Origin of the sequence: Acinetobacter lanii, assembly GCF_011578285.1 — a bacterium.
Classification (GTDB): Bacteria; Pseudomonadota; Gammaproteobacteria; order Pseudomonadales; family Moraxellaceae; genus Acinetobacter; species Acinetobacter lanii.
The window spans coordinates 1,787,573-1,807,143 of sequence record NZ_CP049916.1; the positions used below are offsets into that span (position 1 = coordinate 1,787,573).

Consider the following 19,571-nt stretch of genomic DNA (forward strand, 5'->3'; position numbering starts at 1 on the left):
TCACCCCTAAAGTTAACCTGCTGTTTTTAATGACTCCGCCAAGATTTCTCTGAGTTTGAATTTCTGAATTTTACCTGAAGGGGTCATCGGAATTTCTTGCCAGACTTCTAAACGCTCAGGAATATATTGCATGGCTAAATTATGGGTTTTGAGGAAATCGCTAATATTGCTCAACTCAAGTGTTTGAGCACTGTCTTTGAGTTTCACAATGGCACATGCCCGTTCACCTAAGCGCTCATCGGGGTATGCCACTAGTGCCACTACAGCAATATCGGGATGCTTATAGAGCAAGGATTCAATTTCAGCAACAGGAATATTCTCCCCGCCCCGAATAATCACATCTTTTTTACGCCCGCAAATACGGATATAACCTTGCTCATCTTGATAGGCAATGTCCCCAGTATCAAACCAATCCTCAGCATCGGTGTCGTTCAGATGTGGGCGTTTCAAATATCCACCAAAACTTGAACAGGCACGAATCATTAAACGACCTGCTTCACCATGGGCTTTAATATTACCTGCTTTATCGACGATTTTGATTTCAACCCCGGGTAAACCGATGCCATCAGTGTTAAATGAACGTTCATCATCATCACTGATTAAAGTGGTCGTAATAGCACCACATTCGGTCATGCCCCAAGCTGAAATCACTTTGACACCCAAAGCATCACGGGCTTTTTGAACTAAGGGTCCGGGAATCGGTGCACCTGCGCAAAGGAAGGTTTTCAGTGAGCTGACCTGTTCTTTCTGTTCGGCCACTGTATTGGATAAATCATTTAAGAAAGGTGTCGATGCCATGGTGAAGCTGACTTTGTATTTATGAATCAATTCAATCGCTTGATTGACATCCCAAACATCTTGCAAAATCGCTTGAGCATTCAATTCAATCGGCATAATCAAGCCATACATAAAGCCGGTTTGATGTGCCATTGGGGACGCCATCAGCACTACATCATTTTTATTCAAATTCAAACGTTCTGCATAAGGCACGATATTGGCATACAGTGTATTTGCCGTATGCATCACGCCTTTAGGTTCACCGGTTGTGCCTGAGGTAAAAATCAGTTGGGTAATATCATCCGGATGTGCTTCAAATTGATCAAGCTCAGCAATTGCAGATGAATTTTGCTCTAAAGCATGATTGACCAAGACTTTGTCAAAATTGTTATCCGCTTTGCCATTGATCACAATCACATGTTCTAAAGTGGGCAGTTTTGCTTTCAGGGTATGTGCCAACTGTTCATGGTCAAAACCACGGTATTTTTCAGGCACCACAAAAACTTTAGATTCACCATGTTTCAACATGAATTCTAGTTCACGTTCTCGAAAAATCGGCATAAGTGGGTTCAGCACTGCACCAATACGGCTACATGCCAAATAAAGCAATGTAAACTCCCACCAGTTGGGCAATTGGCAAGACACTACATCATTTTTGACCACACCCAATTGCTTTAAACCCAAGGCAATTTTATTGGTGGTATCCCAGATCTGCCGATAAGTGAAACTTTGCTCTGTCTTGGTTTCTGTTCTAAAACTGACCAAGCCGACTTTATCTGGATTGTGTTGCACTGCTGAACGCAGTGATCCAATCACGGTTTTGTTTAACCAGAATCCATCCTTCAGCATCTTCTCCCGTCTGGGAGCAATCAGAACCGCATCAAATTCCATTTCATGACATCCTATTCTTATAATATTTGGGTTTTTTTAATCCTAAATCAGGCTTTTAGCACCATTTCAGTTTAAGCCGGAACAGACTTACGTCCGACTTTGTGACGTGCAATGATGGTTTTCATAATTTGCGCCGTACCATCACCAATTTGGAAGCCTAAAACATCACGCATGCGCTGTTCCATCACTCCACGGTCATATCCTGCATGACCAAAGGTCAATAAGCATTGATGGATCACGTCATAGGCAAGCTTCGGCCCCCACCATTTACACATACCCGCTTCTGAGGTATGTGGCAGATGATTGTCTTTGAGCCACAAGGTCTGTAAGCACAATAGGCGTGCTGCTTCGACTTGGGTTTCATAGTCTGCCAAAGGATGTGACACGCCTTGAAATGCGGTGAGCGGTTGACCAAAGGCTTGACGTTCTGCCGCATACGCCCATGCTTCATCTAAGCTGACACGTGCAACTGCCAAGACTTGTAAACCAATCAAGGCACGGGAAAAGTCAAAACCTTGCATCACTTGTACGAAGCCTTTGTTTTCATCACCTAAGCGATGGTTAACTGGCACACGCACATTATCAAAGAAGATCGATCCGCGTCCGATGGCACGTTGCCCATGACAGTCAAAACGTGTGGTGCTAATGCCCGGTAAATTCATCGGCACCAATAAAGCAGTCACGCCATGTGCGCCATCTTCATTGGCACCTGTACGTCCAAATACCACCGAAGCATCGGCTTGATCTGCGGCAGAAATCGAGGTTTTTTCGCCATTCATGACGTACTCATCACCATCACGTTCGATTTTTAAACGCAGGTTTGCTGCATCAGAGCCACCACGCGGTTCTGTTAATGCAATGGAGAAAATCACTTCACCTGCGGTGAGTTTTTTTAGCCATGGTTCAACCACTTCAGGCTGACCATGTTCTGCCAAAATTTGACCATTTAAAGATGCAAGCAAATTGATATAGGAAAAACTCAAATCTGCTTTAGCTATCGCTTCATGAATCACGCCTGCTGCCAAGCGTCCTAATCCTTGCCCACCATATTGCTCAGGCAGTTCTGGAGCAATAAAGCCCATTTCGCCCATCTTTTTGACTAAATCTCGGTCAAAGACACGACTTTGATCACGTGCTAAGAAGCCTGGAGCCACATATTTCTGTGCGAATTTTTCTGCAGTTTCCGCCAAGAATTCTAAATCTTCATTGATATAAGGATTTTTTGACATGTTTTGACTCCTTATTTAAAGAATTTACGGAATTCAGGTTTACGTTTTTCTTTCAGCGCATTGACGCCTTCACGCGATTCTTCCGTGTCGTAATACAGTTTCAACGCATACATGCCCATGCCTGCAATACCAGCTTGGTGTGCGGTGTCCATATTGAAACTACGTTTTGCAATCGCAATCGCGGTTGGGCTTTTTTCACAAATTTCTTCCGCCCAAGCTTGTACTTCAGCATCAAGTTGATCTGCGGGCACACATTTGTTGGCTAAACCAATATCCACCGCTTCTTGACCTTTATAGCGACGGCATAAATACCAAATTTCACGGGCTTTCTTTTCACCCACGACACGTGCTAAATACGCTGTACCAAAGCCGGGATCGACTGAACCCATTTTTGGACCCACTTGACCAAATACCGCATTTTCAGAACAGATGGTAAGATCGCAGATGGTCGCTAAAACATTACCGCCACCAATTGCAAAACCTTGCACACGTGCAATCACCGGTTTCGGCACATCACGAATGGCAGCATGTAGTTCTTCCATCGGCAGACCAATCGTGCCACGACCATCGTAATTACCATCATGTGCAGATTGGTCACCCCCGGTACAGAATGCACGGTCACCTGCACCGGCAAGCACGATTGCACCGACTTCACGGTCATAGCCGGCTTTGTTTAGGGCTTTGATCAGTTCATCACAGGTGGTACCACGGAAAGCATTCATTTTTTCTGGGCGGTTAATCGTGATCCATGCCACGCCATTTTTAACTTCATATAAAATATCTTCAAAATTCATTTTGCTACATCCTTTTATGTGTTTTCGCTCAGGTCATTGAGCCTACATTTCATGTGTTTTTTCTGCACCAAACTTCTGGTTTAATGCTTTTTAATTTTTTTTAATCTCAATTAACCATTCATGGTTAAACCGCCAGATACGCTTAGTACCTGACCGGTGATGAAACTTGAGTCATCACTTAAGAAAAAAGCAATCGAAGAGGCCAAGTCATCAGGCTGACCTAAACGACCCAATGGAATCGCTTTGACAAAGGCTTCACGTAATTTTTCAGGGTTGGCTGCACCATCTGTGACTTGTGCCAAAAGTGCAGTATCTGTAGGACCTGGGCAAACCACATTAACCGTAATGTTATGACGAGAATGTTCACGCGCTAAAGTTTTAGAAAAAGACAGCAACCCACCTTTGCACGCTGCATATACCGCTTCACCAGAAGAGCCGACACGTGCAGCGTCGGAGGCAATATTGACAATGCGTCCAGCTTTACGTTCCACCATGCCTTTAAGAACTGCATGGTGCATATTTAACATACCGACCAAGTTGATTTGAATCAGTTTTTCCCATTCTTGCGGTTCAGATTTCACAAAAGGTTTGAAAATATCAAAACCCGCGTTATTAACTAAACCATCGATCGGACCCAATTCAGATTCCACTTGTGCAACCGCTTGGTTGACCACATCGTGTTGAGTAATGTCACATTTGATCACTATAGCTTGACCATTTTGGGCTTTGATTTCATCTGCAATCTTATTTGCTGCTTCAAGATTCATATCAAATATCGCCACTTTGGCACCTTCTGCTGCCAAACGACGACAGGTTGCAGATCCAATACCACCTGCGCCACCGGTTACGATTACCACTTTATTGTGCAGTCCTTTCATTGTTGTACATATCCTTATTTTTACGGCTCTAGGTCATTGTTATTGAGCATCTAGAATCAGCATAATTTTAAGCTGAATTTATGTCAACATATTTACCTAATATTTTTATAAATTATTTTTAGTTATTAAAATTCAATACATTATAAAATTAAATTAGAAAGAACTTGACATAAATTTTAAATCTCCTTAGCTTTTTCATGAACTTAATTAATTTAAATCACATTTCAATTCAATCGATCAAGGTAAAGTTTTCTATGCATAAAAAAGGTTCGGTACATGATCGACAGGCGTTATATCAGGTACACAACCGATTATTTTTTCGTCTTTTTCAAGTCAGTAATCGTCTTGATCGCCAGTGCTTAAATGAGCTTGGGTTATCTTCTATTCATTGGGCGGTACTTGGCGCACTCGCTCGATCACATGTTGAAAACGGTATGGTTTTTTCAGATTTGACTGAATACCTACAAGTCAGTCGTCAAAATTTAGATGGTGTTTTAAAACGACTTGAGCGAGATCAACTGGTGCAAAGGCGAATTAATCTGGATGATCGTCGTTCTAAAATCGTGTCATTGTCTACTCAGGGACAGCAGTTATGGCAAGATTTACAAGACAATATTTCTATTTTTTATCAGCAGGCATTAAGTGATTTAGCTTTTGATGATTTAATCAGCTTGGTGCATCTACTCAATAAAGTCCACTCAGGTCTAGAACAGATTTCAATTCACTCAGCAAAAGTGGAATACCCAAGTGTATTAAATAATTGCAATCAATAGGATGAGGTTGATCACCTCATCCTATTTTGGTTTAAGCTTGTTGTGGGTCGTATTGTTTATCTTTAATAAATAAACCTGAAACAGCACCACATAAGAAGTAAGCACCCCCCATAATTAGGAAACCTAAACCAATTGATCCTCCACTTGCTGCTGCCCCAATAATGGCAGGTGCAAACATGGCACCAATACGTCCTGCATTATATGCACCACCCACAGCTGTACCCCGAATTGAAGTCGCAAAGCTTTCAGTCATATAGGTCGCATTAATGGCATAAGGAATGCCATACAAGAAGCCAAAGAAAATCAATAAATAAGCAATATTATCTGGGCTGTTAAACAACACAATAATCGGTAAAAAAATAGCCGTTCCGATTGCACCAAAAGCAAAGACAAAACGTCGTCCTAAACGATCTGCTGCATACCCCGCAAGAACTTTGCCAAAAATCATCGCCACATACGTCCCGATCATATAGCCTGCCATGGATTTAAAATTCATATGCAGTTCTGACTCTAGGTATGCTGGCATCCAGTTATTGACACCGTAATAGCCGAACTGTAGGAAACCTGCAGTTAAAATCCATAACATAAACATACGGCGGTTGGCAGGTTCAGCAAAAATCGTTTTAAAGGTGCTTTTCTTTTCAACCGTAGTGGTCGTGAATTGCTCAGGTGCATGTAGACGCATGAGTCGTGCACGTTGCCATGACTCAGGTTCAGGCACTAATTTTTGTATAAACAGCGCCAATACCGAAGGAATAATCGCAACGAAGAAAAGCATACGCCAACCATGCTCAGGAATGATCCACCCTGCAAGCAATGTCGCTACAATGTAACCCACGGTCCAACCGGCTTGGAGTGTGCCAAGTACTGTGGTGCGATATTCAGTCGGTACATATTCAGCCATTAAAGTATTGGCTGCAATATAAAGTGAACCAATCCCAAAAGCAGATAAGAATCTTAAAACTGCAAATTGTTCAAAATTTTGTGTAAAGCCCAATGCTGCAGTCAGTATTGAGAAAACTAAAATTGAGATAACGACGGTTTTTACACGACCAAGCCGATCACACGCCCAGCCTCCCATAAAACCACCCACAGCCATTCCTGCTAAAGTAAAACTGCCGAGCGCACCCGCTTGTAAATTACTCAAACCAAACTCGGCTTTTAAGCTGTTTAAGCTAAATGAGAGCAACAGCATATCGGCACCATCGACCAGTAAAGCGATAAAGGCGAAAATAAATGCAATCTTTTGTGTGGTTTTGGTGGTGGGCTGAATCTTATTGAGTGCAGCAGTTAATGTATCTGACATAAGGTAAAAATCCTTCTCATTCATTCTATTTGTTTTGTATGACAAAATTTTATTCTGCTCCGTAGAATAAAATTTATTACCCTTACTGTTGATATGTACTTAAGTTAAATGACCTATCTTTTTAGATATTGTCTTTCAATTTCTCCTTAGTTGATTCAATTTTTATAGTCAGACTACGCATTCATGTATAAGAATTCAACATTTTTTGATATTTTATTTTGTATAATGAAATTTACAATCATTTAGACCTATAATCTTCAAACTGAATTGCTAAACAAAAAATTCAGTGAGAAGTCAGAACAATAAACAACATGGAGTGTGAAATGGGTGCATTAACAGGTTATCGGGTATTGGATTTAAGTCGTATTTTGGCAGGGCCTTGGTGTAGTCAAATTTTGGCGGACTTGGGTGCTGAAGTAATTAAAATTGAAAAGCCGCAACATGGAGATGACACGCGTAAATGGGGCCCCCCATGGCTCAAAGATAATGCAGGCAATGATACACGTGAATCTGCTTATTATTTGTCTGCGAATCGTGGCAAACATTCCGTTGCTGTCGATTTGTCCACCCCAGAGGGTCAAGCCCTGATTCAAAAAATGGTCATTGAAAGTGATGTATTAATCGAAAACTATAAGGCAGGTTCACTTAAAAAATATGGTTTGGATTATGAAAGCTTGAGTCAACTTAATCCCAAACTGGTTTATTGTTCGATTACAGGTTTTGGCCAACACGGTCCGAGAGCGGCGGAACCGGGTTATGACTTTATCATTCAAGGCATGGGTGGCATGATGAGTGTGACCGGTGAACGAGATGATTTACCTGGCGGTGGACCACAAAAAGCGGGACTCGCCTTTGCAGATTTAACCACAGGTCTATATGCAGCAATTGCGATTCAAGCCGCACTGCTCTCCCGTGAAAAAACTGGAGAAGGTCAACACGTCGATATGGCGCTATTGGATACGCAAGTCGCCTCATTATCTGTATTGGCTATGAATTATCTTACATCTGATAACATTCCAGGTAGATTTGGTAATGCTCATGCCAATATTGTGCCTTATCAAGTCTTTAAAGCTAAAACTGGGGAATTTATTATTGCCTGTGGCAATGATCAACAATTTAAAGCTCTATGTCGCAGCATTGAACGAGCTGATCTTGCAGAGGATTCACGTTTTGAAACCAATGCCGGTCGTGTGATTCATCGTGAAATTATCACAGATCTTTTACAACAGCATTTTTATACCCAAGCTGCAGAATTTTGGGTCGATCGAATCCATGCAGTTAATGTCCCTGTCGGTATGATTAATAACTTAAAGCAAACGCTTGAAGAACCTCAAGTCATTGTCCGTGACATGGTCATTGATATGCCCCACACTTTGCGTAAAGACTACCGTTCGATTGGCTCTCCCATCAAACTCTCTAAAACCCCAGTGCAATATCAAAAAGCGCCGCCTTGCTTAGGCGAAGATACCGATCAAATCCTGAGAAAATTTCTTTCAACTGAAGAGTTAGCACAGTTAAAGTCCAAAGGAATTATTCAACAAAGTTAATCATTTAACGCATCTTAGATTAGCATTAAAAAAGGAACCAAATGGTTCCTTTCTTATTTATTCAATCACAGATGTGGATTGAACGAACTCGATTCATCTTATAGCGATCCAAAACGTCAAATACCACAGTCAACAAACTAAAGCCCAAACCAAATAGACAACATCCCATCCACCCCCAATGCGACCAAGCATATACACCAACCGTAGAACCTAATGCCGCCCCCATAAAGTACAGAAACATATAAATTGAATGTTGGCGTGACCGGGTGTCGTCCGCTTGTCGTAAAATTAAACTTTGATTAAGTACGTGTAAGACTGAGATTGCAAAATAGCCACTCAATAATCCAATGATATAAATGACTAAAGATTGTTTGGCAAAAAATAACATCACCCATTGCAAAATCAATAAAGTACATCCCATGATCGCCACTTTCTTTTCTCTAAAGGCATCGATATGTCGCCCTGCCCATTTGGTTGCATAAACACCCGCCGCACCGACCAAACCAAACATCCCAATATAGAATTCAGACATCGAATATGGTGGATTGGCCAATACAAATGCCATGGTACTTAAAGCCAAGATCATAGAGGCAAAAGCCATTGCACCGACGCAACCGCGTCGTATCAGTTGAGGTGAACGCCAAGCAATATGCAACATGGAATGATAAATCGAAAACAGTTTGATCTGCTGAGTGACAGGTTTAGGCACCGGTAACTTAAGATACATCACTAAGGTCAAGATCAGCATTAAAATGCCACTGCTTATATAAACAGTATGCCAGTCAGCAAAAGTACTGATTGCACCTGCATAGGCTCGTGCCAACAAGATTCCCAAGAATAAACCACTCATTAATGTGCCAATGATCTGCGACATTTTTTCTGAGTCGCCTAAGCTCGAAATGAAGGGAATCAGCACTTGAGAACCAATTGAAAATGTCGTCGCCAAAAAAGTAAGTAAATACAAACTCCATAGCTGCTGCGAGTAGCCAATTAGAATTTGAGCGATACCACTGATGCTCATCAGGCAAAGTACCAGTTTACGTTTAGAGAATTTATCTCCCAAAGGAATCAGTAAAATTAAACCCAACGCGTAGGCAAACTGACTGATCACGATGGTAAATGCTGCTTTTTCGACAGGCACCTGCAGCGTCTTGGCGATTTCATACACCAAAGGCTGATTATAGTAATTGGAGCCTGCACAGACACCACAGGTAATCGCCATAATTAAAATAAAACTACGGCTAAATGTGGTGGATGTTTGCATCAATCAATCCTTCCGTCGGTTTCAATTAAGCAGATTGTTTTGGGTTTGATAAAGCCGTACGGGCATCAATCAATGCACATCCTGTCATTTGTTGTAATGCCTCAAAACTTAAACCGTCCACAATTTCAAGGACGTATGCTTTTTCATCTTTTAATTCAATAATGCATAGATCCGTATAAATACGGTCAACACAGGTTTTGCCGGTTAAAGGATAGGTTAACTGCTCAACAATACGCGCTTCACCATTTTTAGTGACATGCTCCATACACACGTAGACACATTTCGCACCGACAGCCAAATCCATTGCTCCGCCAACAGCAGGTACCGTTTTGGTCGATCCTGTATGCCAGTTGGCAAGATCCCCATTTACTGCAACTTGGAAAGCCCCCATAATGCAGCAATCTAAGTGCCCACCGCGCATAATGTCAAAAGAGTCCGCAGAATGCATAAATGCACCACCCGGCAACATAGAAATCAGTTCTTTACCCGCATTAATCAAATCATCATCCGCTTGCTCAGCATCAGATAACGCTGTAAATCCTAAGACGCCATTTTCTGAATGAAGCGTAATATCCTGTTCTGGCTTTAAGTAGCCTGCCACTTTTGTAGGCAAGCCAATACCTAAATTCACATACGCGCCATACGGAATATCTTGAGCAACACGTTCTACAATTTGGTCACGGGTTCTTTTTTGAAAACTCATGCAATATCTCCTACACGAACAACATGCTGAACAAAAATGCCTGGGGTAATAATATGTTCTGGGTCTAATGCACCTGAGTCGACCACTTCATGTACCTGTGCAATTGTGACTTGAGCCGCTTTTGCCATCAGTGGCCCAAAGTTTCGAGCAGCTTTACGATAAGTTAAATTCCCCAATGGATCAGCTTGATTGGCAAAAATAAAGGCATAATCTGCCGAAATGGGATATTCCAACACATAATGTTTACCGTTAATCTCACGAGTTTCTTTCCCTTCAGCCACAGCGGTTCCATAACCTGTAGGGGTAAAGATTGCGCCTAATCCTGCTCCTGCTGCTTGAATACGGGCTGCGAGGTTCCCTTGGGGCACCAATTCTAAATCGACTTTTCCAGCACAATACAGCTCTTCGAACACTTTGGTATTATTGGCTTTCGGAAATGAACAAATCATTTTCTTCACTAAACCAGACAGTAGTAATTTGGTTAGACCACGATCGCCAGAGGCTGCATTATTATTAATCACCGTTAAGTCTTTGGGTCCAAAATCAATCAATGCCTCAATCAATTCAATCGGCTGCCCTGCAAGACCGAATCCACTGGTCATAATGCTCGCACCATCTGGAATCTGCTTTAAAAGCGTTTCAACATCCTGTGTGATTTTATTGATCATACGTCTTCCTTATCCTTTATTCTCAATCTTCACTTAATCTGCTTTTTGCGGGTCAAATAAACGGTCTTTAATAAATAACAGTGGGATCAGACCACATAAAAAGTAAGCAATGCCCATGATCAATAACCCTGTTCCAATTGAACCCCCTTGGGCAAAGAAACCAATGGTCACAGGCGCCAACACCGCACCCAAACGTCCGATATTGTAGGCACCGCCAATAGCTGTACCACGCACTTTGGTTGAAAAACTTTCTGTCATATAGGTGGCATTAATGCCATACGGGATGCCATAGAGAAAACCGAAGAACAACATCAGCCATAAAATATTGTCGGGAGAATTACCAAACACAATGATTGGAATAAAAATTGCGGTTCCCATGGTGCCAAAGGCGAAGACCGCACGACGACCAATTTTGTCCGCAATCATGCCTGCAATGACTTTGGTACACATCATGATGATGAATGTCCCAATCATATACATGGTCATGGCTTTAAATTTGATGCCTAAATCGGACTCAAGATATGCAGGTAACCAGTTACTGACACCGTAATAGCCAAACTGTAAAAATGCCGTACTGAATGACCATAGGATAAACATGCGACGACTTGAAACATCCTGCATCACCATTTTAAAGGTATTTTTTGGTTTATCTTTGATATTACCCGACGTTTTCAACAGCTCACGTTGGCGACGGCTTTCCAGCCATGCTTTGGGTTCTGGGACCAAGAAATGCATGGCCACTGCTAACACAATGGGAATAATGGAAATGAAGAATAAAATGCGCCAACCATGTGTTGGGATCAGCCAACCTGCTAAACCCGTTGCCACAATTGAACCTAAAGTCCAACCTGTCATAAGCGCTGCTAATGCGGTGGTACGATATTTGGTTGGGACATATTCCGCCATTAAGGTGTTACAGGCAATATAAAGTGCCCCTAATCCAATGGCGGAGATAAATCGCAAAGTCACAAACTGCTCATAACTTTGAGTAAAGCCTAACCAAAACGTTAACAAAGAAAACAGTGCTATAGCCAAAACAATCACTCTGACACGTCCAAAGCGGTCACATGCCCAACCACCAAAGAAGCCACCCACAGCCATGCCTGCTAAGGTCCAACTACCGAGCGCACCCGCTTGAATGCTACTTAAGCCAAATTCTTGTTTTAAACTGGTTAAGCTATATGACAATAATGCGATATCAGCACCATCCACCAACAATGCAAGAAAGGAGAAAATAAAGGCAAAAAGCCATACTTTTTTAGATGGGGCGTCCTGACTTACCGCTTCAGTTGCAGAATTTGCTGTCATTTCAATATCCCTTTTTGTTAAGCACTCCTGTGCTTTCAACATCTTGTTTTGAAATACAGTGGATTCACTGTATTGAGTATTAAATCTAATTTTGGTTTTAGCTGTGACAAACGTTGATCCATTACGTTTGGTCTATATATGTCTCTTCTCTTGTTCTCTACAAAACGAATGTCGTCCAATCCACATCATTTTTTTAAAATGCAAAAACCTAAGATGAATACTTTCGATTCAACTTTGAGAACTTGAGAAAAATGACCTAGTGATCACTAGGTCATGGTTTGAGACTACTTAGTTAGAAAAGGCAGCAATTCCAGTCTGTGCACGACCGAGAATTAAAGCATGCACATCATGAGTCCCTTCGTAGGTATTCACCACTTCAAGATTGACCAAATGACGTGCTACGCCAAACTCATCAGAGATCCCATTGCCACCCATCATGTCACGTGCGACACGTGCGATATCGAGCGCTTTACCACAGTTATTACGTTTGATCAGTGACGTTCCTTCAACTGAAGCAATACCTTCGTCTTTCATACGACCAAAACGCAGTGCGATTTGTAGACCGAGTGCAATTTCAGTTTGCATATCTGCCAATTTCTTTTGTACCAATTGGTTCGCAGCCAATGGACGACCAAATTGTTTACGATCCATAGTGTATTGATGTGCAGTATGCCAGCAGAATTCAGCAGCCCCCATTGCACCCCAAGCAATGCCATAACGCGCACTGTTCAAGCAAGTGAATGGACCACGTAAACCGCGAATCTCAGGGAAGGCATTTTCTTCAGGCACAAACACATTGTCCATCACGATTTCACCTGTGATCGAGGCACGTAAACCGACTTTACCGTGAATTGCTGGTGCAGAAAGCCCTTCCCAGCCTTTTTCTAAAATGAAGCCACGAATATCACCGACATTACCTTCAGCTGAGACTTCTTTTGCCCACACCACAAATACGTCAGCAATTGGACTATTGGTGATCCACATTTTCGCACCCGTTAAGCGATAACCGCCATCCACTTTCTTAGCACGAGTAATCATGCTGCCTGGATCTGAACCATGGTCAGGTTCAGTTAAACCAAAACACCCAATAAACTCGCCTGTTACCAATTTCGGTAAGTATTTTTGTTTTTGTTCTTCTGTACCAAATTCATTAATTGGCACCATTACCAGTGAACTTTGTACGCTTGCCATCGAACGGTAACCTGAGTCTACACGTTCAACTTCACGTGCTATTAAACCATAACTCACGTAGTTCAGACCTGCACCACCGTATTGCTCTGGAATGGTTGGGCCTAATAAACCCAATTCACCCATTTCGCGGAAAATCGTTGGATCAGTTTTTTCATGACGGAATTGCTCCAACACACGAGGTTGAAGCTTATCCTGACAATAGGCGCGCGCAGATTCCATAATCATACGCTCTTCTTCCGTCAGCTGTTGCTCAAGTAAAAATGGATCTTGCCAGTTGAATCGAATATTTGCAGCCATGCTCTATTTTCCTTAAATTATTGTAATCAACATTATGCGCTTACTGATTTAATCATTTCACGCGCAATAATAATCTGTTGAATTTGGGTAGTACCTTCATATAAACGGAACAAACGCACATCACGGTAGAAGCGTTCAATTGCATATTCACTGATATAACCTGCACCCCCGTGAATTTGCAAACAACGATCTGCGACACGTCCACACATCTCGGTTGCAAACATTTTTGCACACGATGCTTCAACAGTGACATTCTGACCCGCATCTCGCTTACGTGCTGCATCGAGTACCATACATTTGGCTGCGTAAATCTCAGCTTTTGAGTCGGCCAACATGCCTTGAATCAACTGGAAATTAGCAATTGGCTGACCAAACTGTTTACGCTCAGTCGCATAATTTAAGGCATCATTCAGCATACGTTCTGCCATACCTACGCTGTATCCTGCGATATGTAGACGGCCTTTGTCCAATACACGCATTGCGGTTTTGAAACCAATCCCTTCAATACCACCAATCAATTGGTCTTGATGCACACGACAGTTATCAAAAATCACGTCACAGGTATATGAGCCATGTTGCCCCATTTTTTTGTCAATTTTACCCAAGCTTAAACCTGGGGTACCTGCTTCCACTAAAAATGCAGAAATGCCACCTGCCCCTTTAATTTCAGGATTAGTACGCGCCATAACAGTAAATGTCGTTGCACGCGGAGCATTGGTAATAAAACGTTTAGTGCCATTTAAGATGTAATGATCACCCTCTTTAACTGCTGAGGTTTTAAGCGATGCTGCATCCGAGCCTGAATCAGGCTCAGTTAAACAAAATGAACCAATGATTTCACCACTGGCATAACGAGGTAAGTATTTTTGTTTTTGCTCTTCTGTACCGTCAATAATGATGCCACTCGAACCAATGCCATTATTGGTCCCAATTAAAGAGCGGAATGCTGCTGATGTTTGCCCTAGCTCCATGGCCACTAGAATTTCTTCTTCCATGGTAATGCCCAAACCACCGTATTGCTCTGGAATGGTTAAACCGAACAAGCCCAGTTCTTTCATTTGGCCGACAATATGCTCAGGAATCGCATTATTTTCTTCAACTTCATGTTCAAGCGGCACCAGTTCATTTTGAACAAAATCACGAATGGTTGATAGCAGTTGATCAAGCATCTCAGGATCACGAATCATTCTTTACTCCATATTTATAGTATTGGGATAAATTCCTTTATCCATTTTTGTATTTCGCAATACGAAATAAATAACCACATATTTCAAAAAATATCAATAAAATTTCAGTTTTTTTCATCTTTTCTTTCGAAAAACCAGCCTAACATTCGCAGAGTAAAAAATGAATTAGACTCAAAATGTATCGTCCAAACGTGGCATTTTTGAATCAATTCTACCCACACCAACACCCTTCGCTAAAAAGGCTATTCAAGGAGAAATGGAATAAACGCGTGCCAAATTTTAGATTTTTAATATTTAAGAAAGACGGTGATAACGCTGAAATTTTGAGAAACTGAGATGGTATCGTAGAATTTTATCTTAGCTTAAGCACATTAAATTTGATCAAATATCATTTTAAATACAATACTTTATTCAAAAAATTTCATTTATTTTGAATATTTTTTTATTGAAATTTTATCCTGATAATATCGATTTAAATACGCTCTTAAACTGCATTAAAGACATGAGTGATGACTCACTTTAGATGATGATTCAATTGATTTTCAATGCTGTAATCTCAAAAGATACCCTTATAAATATGCCACGCATAAAACATACTCAAACCTTAAAGAGCGATTCAACCATAGAAAAATTGAATTAAATGATGAATTTATTTTGTATCGTGAAATTATATTGATATCATGCATTAAATTTACTATGAACGCTTTCACATGACTCTAAAAAATAAATCAGGCGAACATCCCAATTTTGATGAGATCCGTTTGGATCCTATTTCGCATATTCATCGCGAAAATAATCCGCAATTTATCGCTTCAATTGCACGAGGCTTTGAAATTTTACGCTGCTTTTCATCTACCAATCAGCTTTTGGGTAATCAAGAGATTGCTCAGCTCACCAATCTGCCTAAACCGACTGTAGCCCGTATCACCAGTACATTGGTCTCATTGGGGTATTTAAAGCAATTACCCAACACCACCAAATACTTACTCGATGTTGGCGTATTGGCCTTGGGTTATTCTGCGCTATCTAATATTTCTGCACGTACCCAAGCACAACCATTTATGCAAGAAATGTCCCAATATGCTCAAGCGCCTGTGGCTATGGCAACCCGCGATCGTTTGAATATGATTTATTTAGATGTCGTGCATACCGAATCAACATTAACCATGCGTCGTCCAGTGGGTTCTACACTTCCGATTCATTCGAGTGCCATGGGACGTGCTTGTCTTGCAGCAATGGAAGCCAAAGAACGGGATTATTTAATTGACGCGATTCGTCAACGTAATTTAGAGAATTGGCCTACGATTAAACGTAATTTAGAACGTTCTTTACGTGATTTTCAAGATTATGGCTATTGTCTTTCGATTGGAGATTGGGCACGTGATGTGAACTCAGTGGCTGTTCCCCTGATTCATCCTAAGCATGGTATCTTGGTATTTAACTGTGGTGCTCCGAGCTATTTACTCAATCAAGAAAAATTAGAAAATGAAATTGGTCCACGCCTCATTCATATGGTCAGTAATATCTCCATTGGCTTAAATAATAACTAACTCATCCTGTAGCCATAACCGACTTAATTCTGTTGTGGCTACAATGAATTTCGATTCAAACATGATTGTGTCACACAGCGACTGTCATGTTTTTTCATAAGATCATCAGTCTATTTTTCGCTGTTACACATATCATATACACACGCTATTTATAGGCTATCCCCCTATTTTTCTTAAAGTTAAAATCTGTTCACTTCTTCCAAATGGGCCTTTGCTATCATGCAAAATAGCACTAGTCATGCCAATGCCATCTTCACCAAATTGTTGAATCGCCTCCATACCTAACCAATGTCCTTCTGGATAGCGTAACAAATGAATTTGAAGATCGAGGTTCGGATATGCCCAGCCTTGAGCAGGATCAATTCGGGAAACAATGCCATTGGCGGTATCCACCATGCCCATCAATTTCACAAAATCTGAGGTGACTTGGTTTTCCACCATGTCACATTCATTGGTCATCCATACGATGCCTTTGCCATGACGATGCTCATCATTGGCACGCGTAATCGTGCTCTGAATAAAACCGCCAGGCCATTTTTTCATTTCTTCCCATATTTGACACTGTTCAGGTTGTCCTATTGCAGTATCCTCTTGCCCTGAAATACTACGGGTGTCTTGGGTTTGCATACGCCACGCACGTGCCACAATACAGGTTTTACCTTCAGCCTTCATTTCTGCTTCAATCAGTTCAATGGTTTTTCCTGCACGAACTACCCGTGTCGTAATACTAAAATCACCAAAATGAATTAATCCAAAAATGTCTAGACTGATACGCCCAATACGCATATGTGATCGCGGCTGAAAATTCTCCAGCTCTAGACTCAAAATTCCGGTCGCAGGTGCCATATGCTGCTCATGCGGATTCCATGCGCCTTGTGCATGAATGTTTGCTCGATAATAGGCTGTTTCAGATCCATCTGAATGTGATTCACGATTGAGTAATGAATAGTATGCTGACATATATTTCCCTATAGATTATTGATTATTGATTATTATCATCTTCAATAGTTATGATTGAGCTACTGAGTAGCTTTAAATGAATGCTTTCTACAATCTCCTGTATCGACTTTAAATGATTTTTTGCATGAAATGAACGACTTTTTATAGGTGTTGCGTCATTAAAAAACCTGAGCTTATCGCTAAATAAGACTCAGGTTCTATGTTGCTTTAAATCAATATGTGAATCATCAAATTTTAGATCATTCAATCATGATCATTCAATCATGATCATTCAATCATGATCATTAGATCTCTTGCAAAAGTCGAAAAATATTCAAAATTGAATAATAAAATGAAGATTGAAAGGTTCCTTTAAACTTTACGAGAAGGTCGGGATGAGGGGAATTTTCATATAAATCCTCTCCCTAACCCTCTCCTTTAAAAGGAGAGGGAACTTTCATTATGAATTAAACCGTGGTTAAAATTTGATTTATGCAAGAAGTCTATTGATTTTCAAATTGTAGCTTAGGTTTCACCACAGGCTGTGCTGTTAATTCCGCACTGATGGCAGCATCTGAACGACGGTGGTTAATCAATGACAATGCCACCGCACCAATCAAACCAGCCAAGCTGATGACCATGAAGTTTTGTTCAATCGGCAAGTTTAACGCCACGATGAAACCGATCAGTAATGGTGCCAAAATAGCCCCCATACGACCGATGCCTGCGGCCATCCCAATACCGGTTGAACGAATCGCACTTGGGTAGAACTGACCGCAATAGGCATACGCCACAATTTGCGCACCTGTTGTACATGCCCCTACGACACCAATCACGATATACAACATTTCTGTCGCCATTGGTAAAGTCATCATGTAGAGGAACACACTGCCCAAAGCGTACATGGTCACCAAGACCCATTTGATATGGAATTTGTCTGCAAGCCAACCACCACCGACTGCGCCAACCACTGCCCCTACGTTCAGTGCAATCACAAAGCTTAATGCAGAACCTAAACTATAGCCTGACATTGCCATCAGTTTGGTTAACCATGTGCTTAAGGCATAGACCATAAACAGACCCGTGAAATATGCGCCCCAGAACATAAAGGTACTCAATGCACGACCTTCTTGGAACAATTGTGCAATCGCAGGTTTAGAGTCATCGGCTTGAATGGTTTGGGTAAACTCAACGGTGTGATCCAATTGAATGGACGGTTCCATATCACGAACCACTTTTTGCAGATCTTGCTGATTTTGTTTCTTTAACAAATACGACAACGACTCAGGCATTGATTTCAAAATAAAGGGTAGTAATAACACCGGTACTCCCGCAGCGAAGAACACCACTTGCCAACCAAATTCTAAAATGAATTGTTTACCAATGACTGCGGCTAGTACACCACCAATGGCATAGCCTGAGAACATAAATGTAGTCATTAAACTACGAATTTTCTTTGGTGAATATTCTGTCATTTGCGCCACGATATTTGGCATGACTCCACCAATACCTAAGCCTGCAATAAAGCGCAAAATACTAAAGGTCACAGGATCATCGGTCAGACCTGCTGCTGCTGTAAACACACTGAATAAAAATACGCAGATTGCAATCGTCAATTTACGACCAATTTTTTCAGAAATTGAACCCAAGAAAATTGCACCAAACATCATGCCGAATAATGCTGAACTTGCCATGAACCCTGCTGTAGAGGCATCTACACCCATCCCACTCATAATTGAAGGAAGTGCTGCACCTGCCACCGCAATATCATAACCGTCGATAATAATGATGATAAAACACCAAGCTAAAACTTTTGCATGAAACTTATTAAATTTCGCTTCATCTGCAACCTTATGTACATCGATGTACTGCATGATCATCTCCTTGATTTTCATGTTTTTTATTTATTATCAAAAAATCAAATCATTTGATTTTTGAGTTATTCAACGATTAAACAGTCAATAATCCGCTCATTGCATCTGTTTAAAAGCCTGTTATATCCAATCAAATTTAATCGTTAAGGTATACTTAATAGTCATTGATTAAAAATAACCCACCCCAACAAACTAATCACTATCAAAAATTATGTCAATATCATTACACATATAATTTTATACTTTTTAAATATGATCTTTTAAAAAATATAAAATCCATTAATTTAAAATTAAAATCAATAACTTATAATTAAAAATAGATAGAATGATTATTTTATAGATTTTAAATTTATGCAGTTTTAATTAGAATTTACTTTTAGAACCTTAAACCAGAA

16 protein-coding genes are annotated in these 19,571 nt (G+C 40.9%); 3 read left to right on the forward strand and 13 right to left on the reverse strand.

From position 1 onward, the window contains the following. Positions 1 to 12 precede the first annotated feature (12 nt). The 4 genes from aliA to badH form a co-directional block, all read right to left on the reverse strand. Positions 13 to 1,668 carry a cyclohexanecarboxylate-CoA ligase gene (gene aliA / locus G8D99_RS08355; protein WP_166324386.1) on the reverse strand — a complete coding sequence of 552 codons (1,656 nt, stop codon included), beginning with the start codon at positions 1,666 to 1,668 and terminating at the stop codon, positions 13 to 15. Between the two features lie 71 nt (positions 1,669 to 1,739). Then, the gene (gene aliB, locus G8D99_RS08360) at positions 1,740 to 2,897 is read right to left on the reverse strand and encodes a cyclohexanecarboxyl-CoA dehydrogenase (protein WP_166324389.1); all 1,158 of its coding nucleotides are present in this window, start codon (positions 2,895 to 2,897) and stop codon (positions 1,740 to 1,742) included. A gap of 11 nt (positions 2,898 to 2,908) precedes the next feature. Then, on the reverse strand, positions 2,909 to 3,691 hold the full coding sequence (badI, locus tag G8D99_RS08365; protein WP_166324392.1) for a 2-ketocyclohexanecarboxyl-CoA hydrolase: 783 nt from the start codon (positions 3,689 to 3,691) through the stop codon (positions 2,909 to 2,911). 110 nt (positions 3,692 to 3,801) lie between these two features. Further along, positions 3,802 to 4,569: a 2-hydroxycyclohexanecarboxyl-CoA dehydrogenase gene (gene badH, locus G8D99_RS08370; RefSeq protein ID WP_166324395.1), complete on the reverse strand. Its 768-nt coding sequence runs from the start codon at positions 4,567 to 4,569 to the stop codon at positions 3,802 to 3,804. A gap of 254 nt (positions 4,570 to 4,823) precedes the next feature. On the opposite strand from badH, the gene G8D99_RS08375 reads away from it, so the two are divergent. Further along, the gene (locus G8D99_RS08375) at positions 4,824 to 5,342 is read left to right on the forward strand and encodes a MarR family winged helix-turn-helix transcriptional regulator (protein ID WP_227554289.1); all 519 of its coding nucleotides are present in this window, start codon (positions 4,824 to 4,826) and stop codon (positions 5,340 to 5,342) included. A 31-nt stretch (positions 5,343 to 5,373) separates the two neighbouring features. Here G8D99_RS08375 and G8D99_RS08380 read toward each other — a convergent pair whose 3' ends face one another. Then, the gene (locus G8D99_RS08380) at positions 5,374 to 6,648 is read right to left on the reverse strand and encodes an MFS transporter (RefSeq protein WP_166324401.1); all 1,275 of its coding nucleotides are present in this window, start codon (positions 6,646 to 6,648) and stop codon (positions 5,374 to 5,376) included. Between the two features lie 323 nt (positions 6,649 to 6,971). On the opposite strand from G8D99_RS08380, the gene G8D99_RS08385 reads away from it, so the two are divergent. Next, entirely contained in the window at positions 6,972 to 8,195 is a 1,224-nt protein-coding gene (locus tag G8D99_RS08385; RefSeq protein WP_166324404.1) for a CaiB/BaiF CoA transferase family protein, read from the forward strand. A 61-nt stretch (positions 8,196 to 8,256) separates the two neighbouring features. Here G8D99_RS08385 and G8D99_RS08390 read toward each other — a convergent pair whose 3' ends face one another. The 6 genes from G8D99_RS08390 to G8D99_RS08415 form a co-directional block, all read right to left on the reverse strand. Beyond that, a complete protein-coding gene (locus tag G8D99_RS08390) occupies positions 8,257 to 9,459 on the reverse strand; it encodes an MFS transporter (RefSeq protein ID WP_166324407.1) in 1,203 nt (400 codons plus the stop codon). A gap of 25 nt (positions 9,460 to 9,484) precedes the next feature. Next, entirely contained in the window at positions 9,485 to 10,162 is a 678-nt protein-coding gene (locus G8D99_RS08395) for a 3-oxoacid CoA-transferase subunit B (protein ID WP_166324410.1), read from the reverse strand. Then, the gene (locus G8D99_RS08400) at positions 10,159 to 10,830 is read right to left on the reverse strand and encodes a 3-oxoacid CoA-transferase subunit A (protein WP_166324413.1); all 672 of its coding nucleotides are present in this window, start codon (positions 10,828 to 10,830) and stop codon (positions 10,159 to 10,161) included. The genes G8D99_RS08395 and G8D99_RS08400 overlap by 4 nt, the downstream gene beginning before the upstream one ends. A gap of 33 nt (positions 10,831 to 10,863) precedes the next feature. Continuing rightward, entirely contained in the window at positions 10,864 to 12,138 is a 1,275-nt protein-coding gene (locus G8D99_RS08405; RefSeq protein WP_166324416.1) for an MFS transporter, read from the reverse strand. A gap of 288 nt (positions 12,139 to 12,426) precedes the next feature. Next, complete coding sequence (locus tag G8D99_RS08410) at positions 12,427 to 13,626, reverse strand: acyl-CoA dehydrogenase (protein WP_166324419.1); 1,200 nt, start codon at positions 13,624 to 13,626, stop codon at positions 12,427 to 12,429. 32 nt (positions 13,627 to 13,658) lie between these two features. Further along, a complete protein-coding gene (locus tag G8D99_RS08415; RefSeq protein WP_166324422.1) occupies positions 13,659 to 14,813 on the reverse strand; it encodes an acyl-CoA dehydrogenase family protein in 1,155 nt (384 codons plus the stop codon). Positions 14,814 to 15,523: 710 nt separating this feature from the next. Between G8D99_RS08415 and G8D99_RS08420 the strand changes: the two genes are divergently transcribed. Next, positions 15,524 to 16,363, forward strand: coding sequence for an IclR family transcriptional regulator (locus G8D99_RS08420; RefSeq protein ID WP_166324425.1), 840 nt, complete (start codon positions 15,524 to 15,526; stop codon positions 16,361 to 16,363). 156 nt (positions 16,364 to 16,519) lie between these two features. On the opposite strand, the gene G8D99_RS08425 is transcribed toward G8D99_RS08420, so the two are convergent. Together G8D99_RS08425 and G8D99_RS08430 are read right to left on the reverse strand one after the other, a co-directional pair. Continuing rightward, positions 16,520 to 17,323 carry a thioesterase family protein gene (locus G8D99_RS08425; protein WP_166324428.1) on the reverse strand — a complete coding sequence of 268 codons (804 nt, stop codon included), beginning with the start codon at positions 17,321 to 17,323 and terminating at the stop codon, positions 16,520 to 16,522. Positions 17,324 to 17,805: 482 nt separating this feature from the next. Next, positions 17,806 to 19,176: an MFS transporter gene (locus G8D99_RS08430; protein ID WP_166324431.1), complete on the reverse strand. Its 1,371-nt coding sequence runs from the start codon at positions 19,174 to 19,176 to the stop codon at positions 17,806 to 17,808. Positions 19,177 to 19,571: the final 395 nt, after the last annotated feature.

Coding starts and splice junctions, on each gene's coding strand:
- aliA (WP_166324386.1), bottom strand. CDS start 1,668: ATGGAATTTGATGCGGTTCTGATTGCTCCCAGACGGGAGAAGATGCTG.
- aliB (WP_166324389.1), bottom strand. CDS start 2,897: ATGTCAAAAAATCCTTATATCAATGAAGATTTAGAATTCTTGGCGGAA.
- badI (WP_166324392.1), bottom strand. CDS start 3,691: ATGAATTTTGAAGATATTTTATATGAAGTTAAAAATGGCGTGGCATGG.
- badH (WP_166324395.1), bottom strand. CDS start 4,569: ATGAAAGGACTGCACAATAAAGTGGTAATCGTAACCGGTGGCGCAGGT.
- G8D99_RS08375 (WP_227554289.1), top strand. CDS start 4,824: ATGCATAAAAAAGGTTCGGTACATGATCGACAGGCGTTATATCAGGTA.
- G8D99_RS08380 (WP_166324401.1), bottom strand. CDS start 6,648: ATGTCAGATACATTAACTGCTGCACTCAATAAGATTCAGCCCACCACC.
- G8D99_RS08385 (WP_166324404.1), top strand. CDS start 6,972: ATGGGTGCATTAACAGGTTATCGGGTATTGGATTTAAGTCGTATTTTG.
- G8D99_RS08390 (WP_166324407.1), bottom strand. CDS start 9,459: ATGCAAACATCCACCACATTTAGCCGTAGTTTTATTTTAATTATGGCG.
- G8D99_RS08395 (WP_166324410.1), bottom strand. CDS start 10,162: ATGAGTTTTCAAAAAAGAACCCGTGACCAAATTGTAGAACGTGTTGCT.
- G8D99_RS08400 (WP_166324413.1), bottom strand. CDS start 10,830: ATGATCAATAAAATCACACAGGATGTTGAAACGCTTTTAAAGCAGATT.
- G8D99_RS08405 (WP_166324416.1), bottom strand. CDS start 12,138: ATGACAGCAAATTCTGCAACTGAAGCGGTAAGTCAGGACGCCCCATCT.
- G8D99_RS08410 (WP_166324419.1), bottom strand. CDS start 13,626: ATGGCTGCAAATATTCGATTCAACTGGCAAGATCCATTTTTACTTGAG.
- G8D99_RS08415 (WP_166324422.1), bottom strand. CDS start 14,813: ATGATTCGTGATCCTGAGATGCTTGATCAACTGCTATCAACCATTCGT.
- G8D99_RS08420 (WP_166324425.1), top strand. CDS start 15,524: ATGACTCTAAAAAATAAATCAGGCGAACATCCCAATTTTGATGAGATC.
- G8D99_RS08425 (WP_166324428.1), bottom strand. CDS start 17,323: ATGTCAGCATACTATTCATTACTCAATCGTGAATCACATTCAGATGGA.
- G8D99_RS08430 (WP_166324431.1), bottom strand. CDS start 19,176: ATGCAGTACATCGATGTACATAAGGTTGCAGATGAAGCGAAATTTAAT.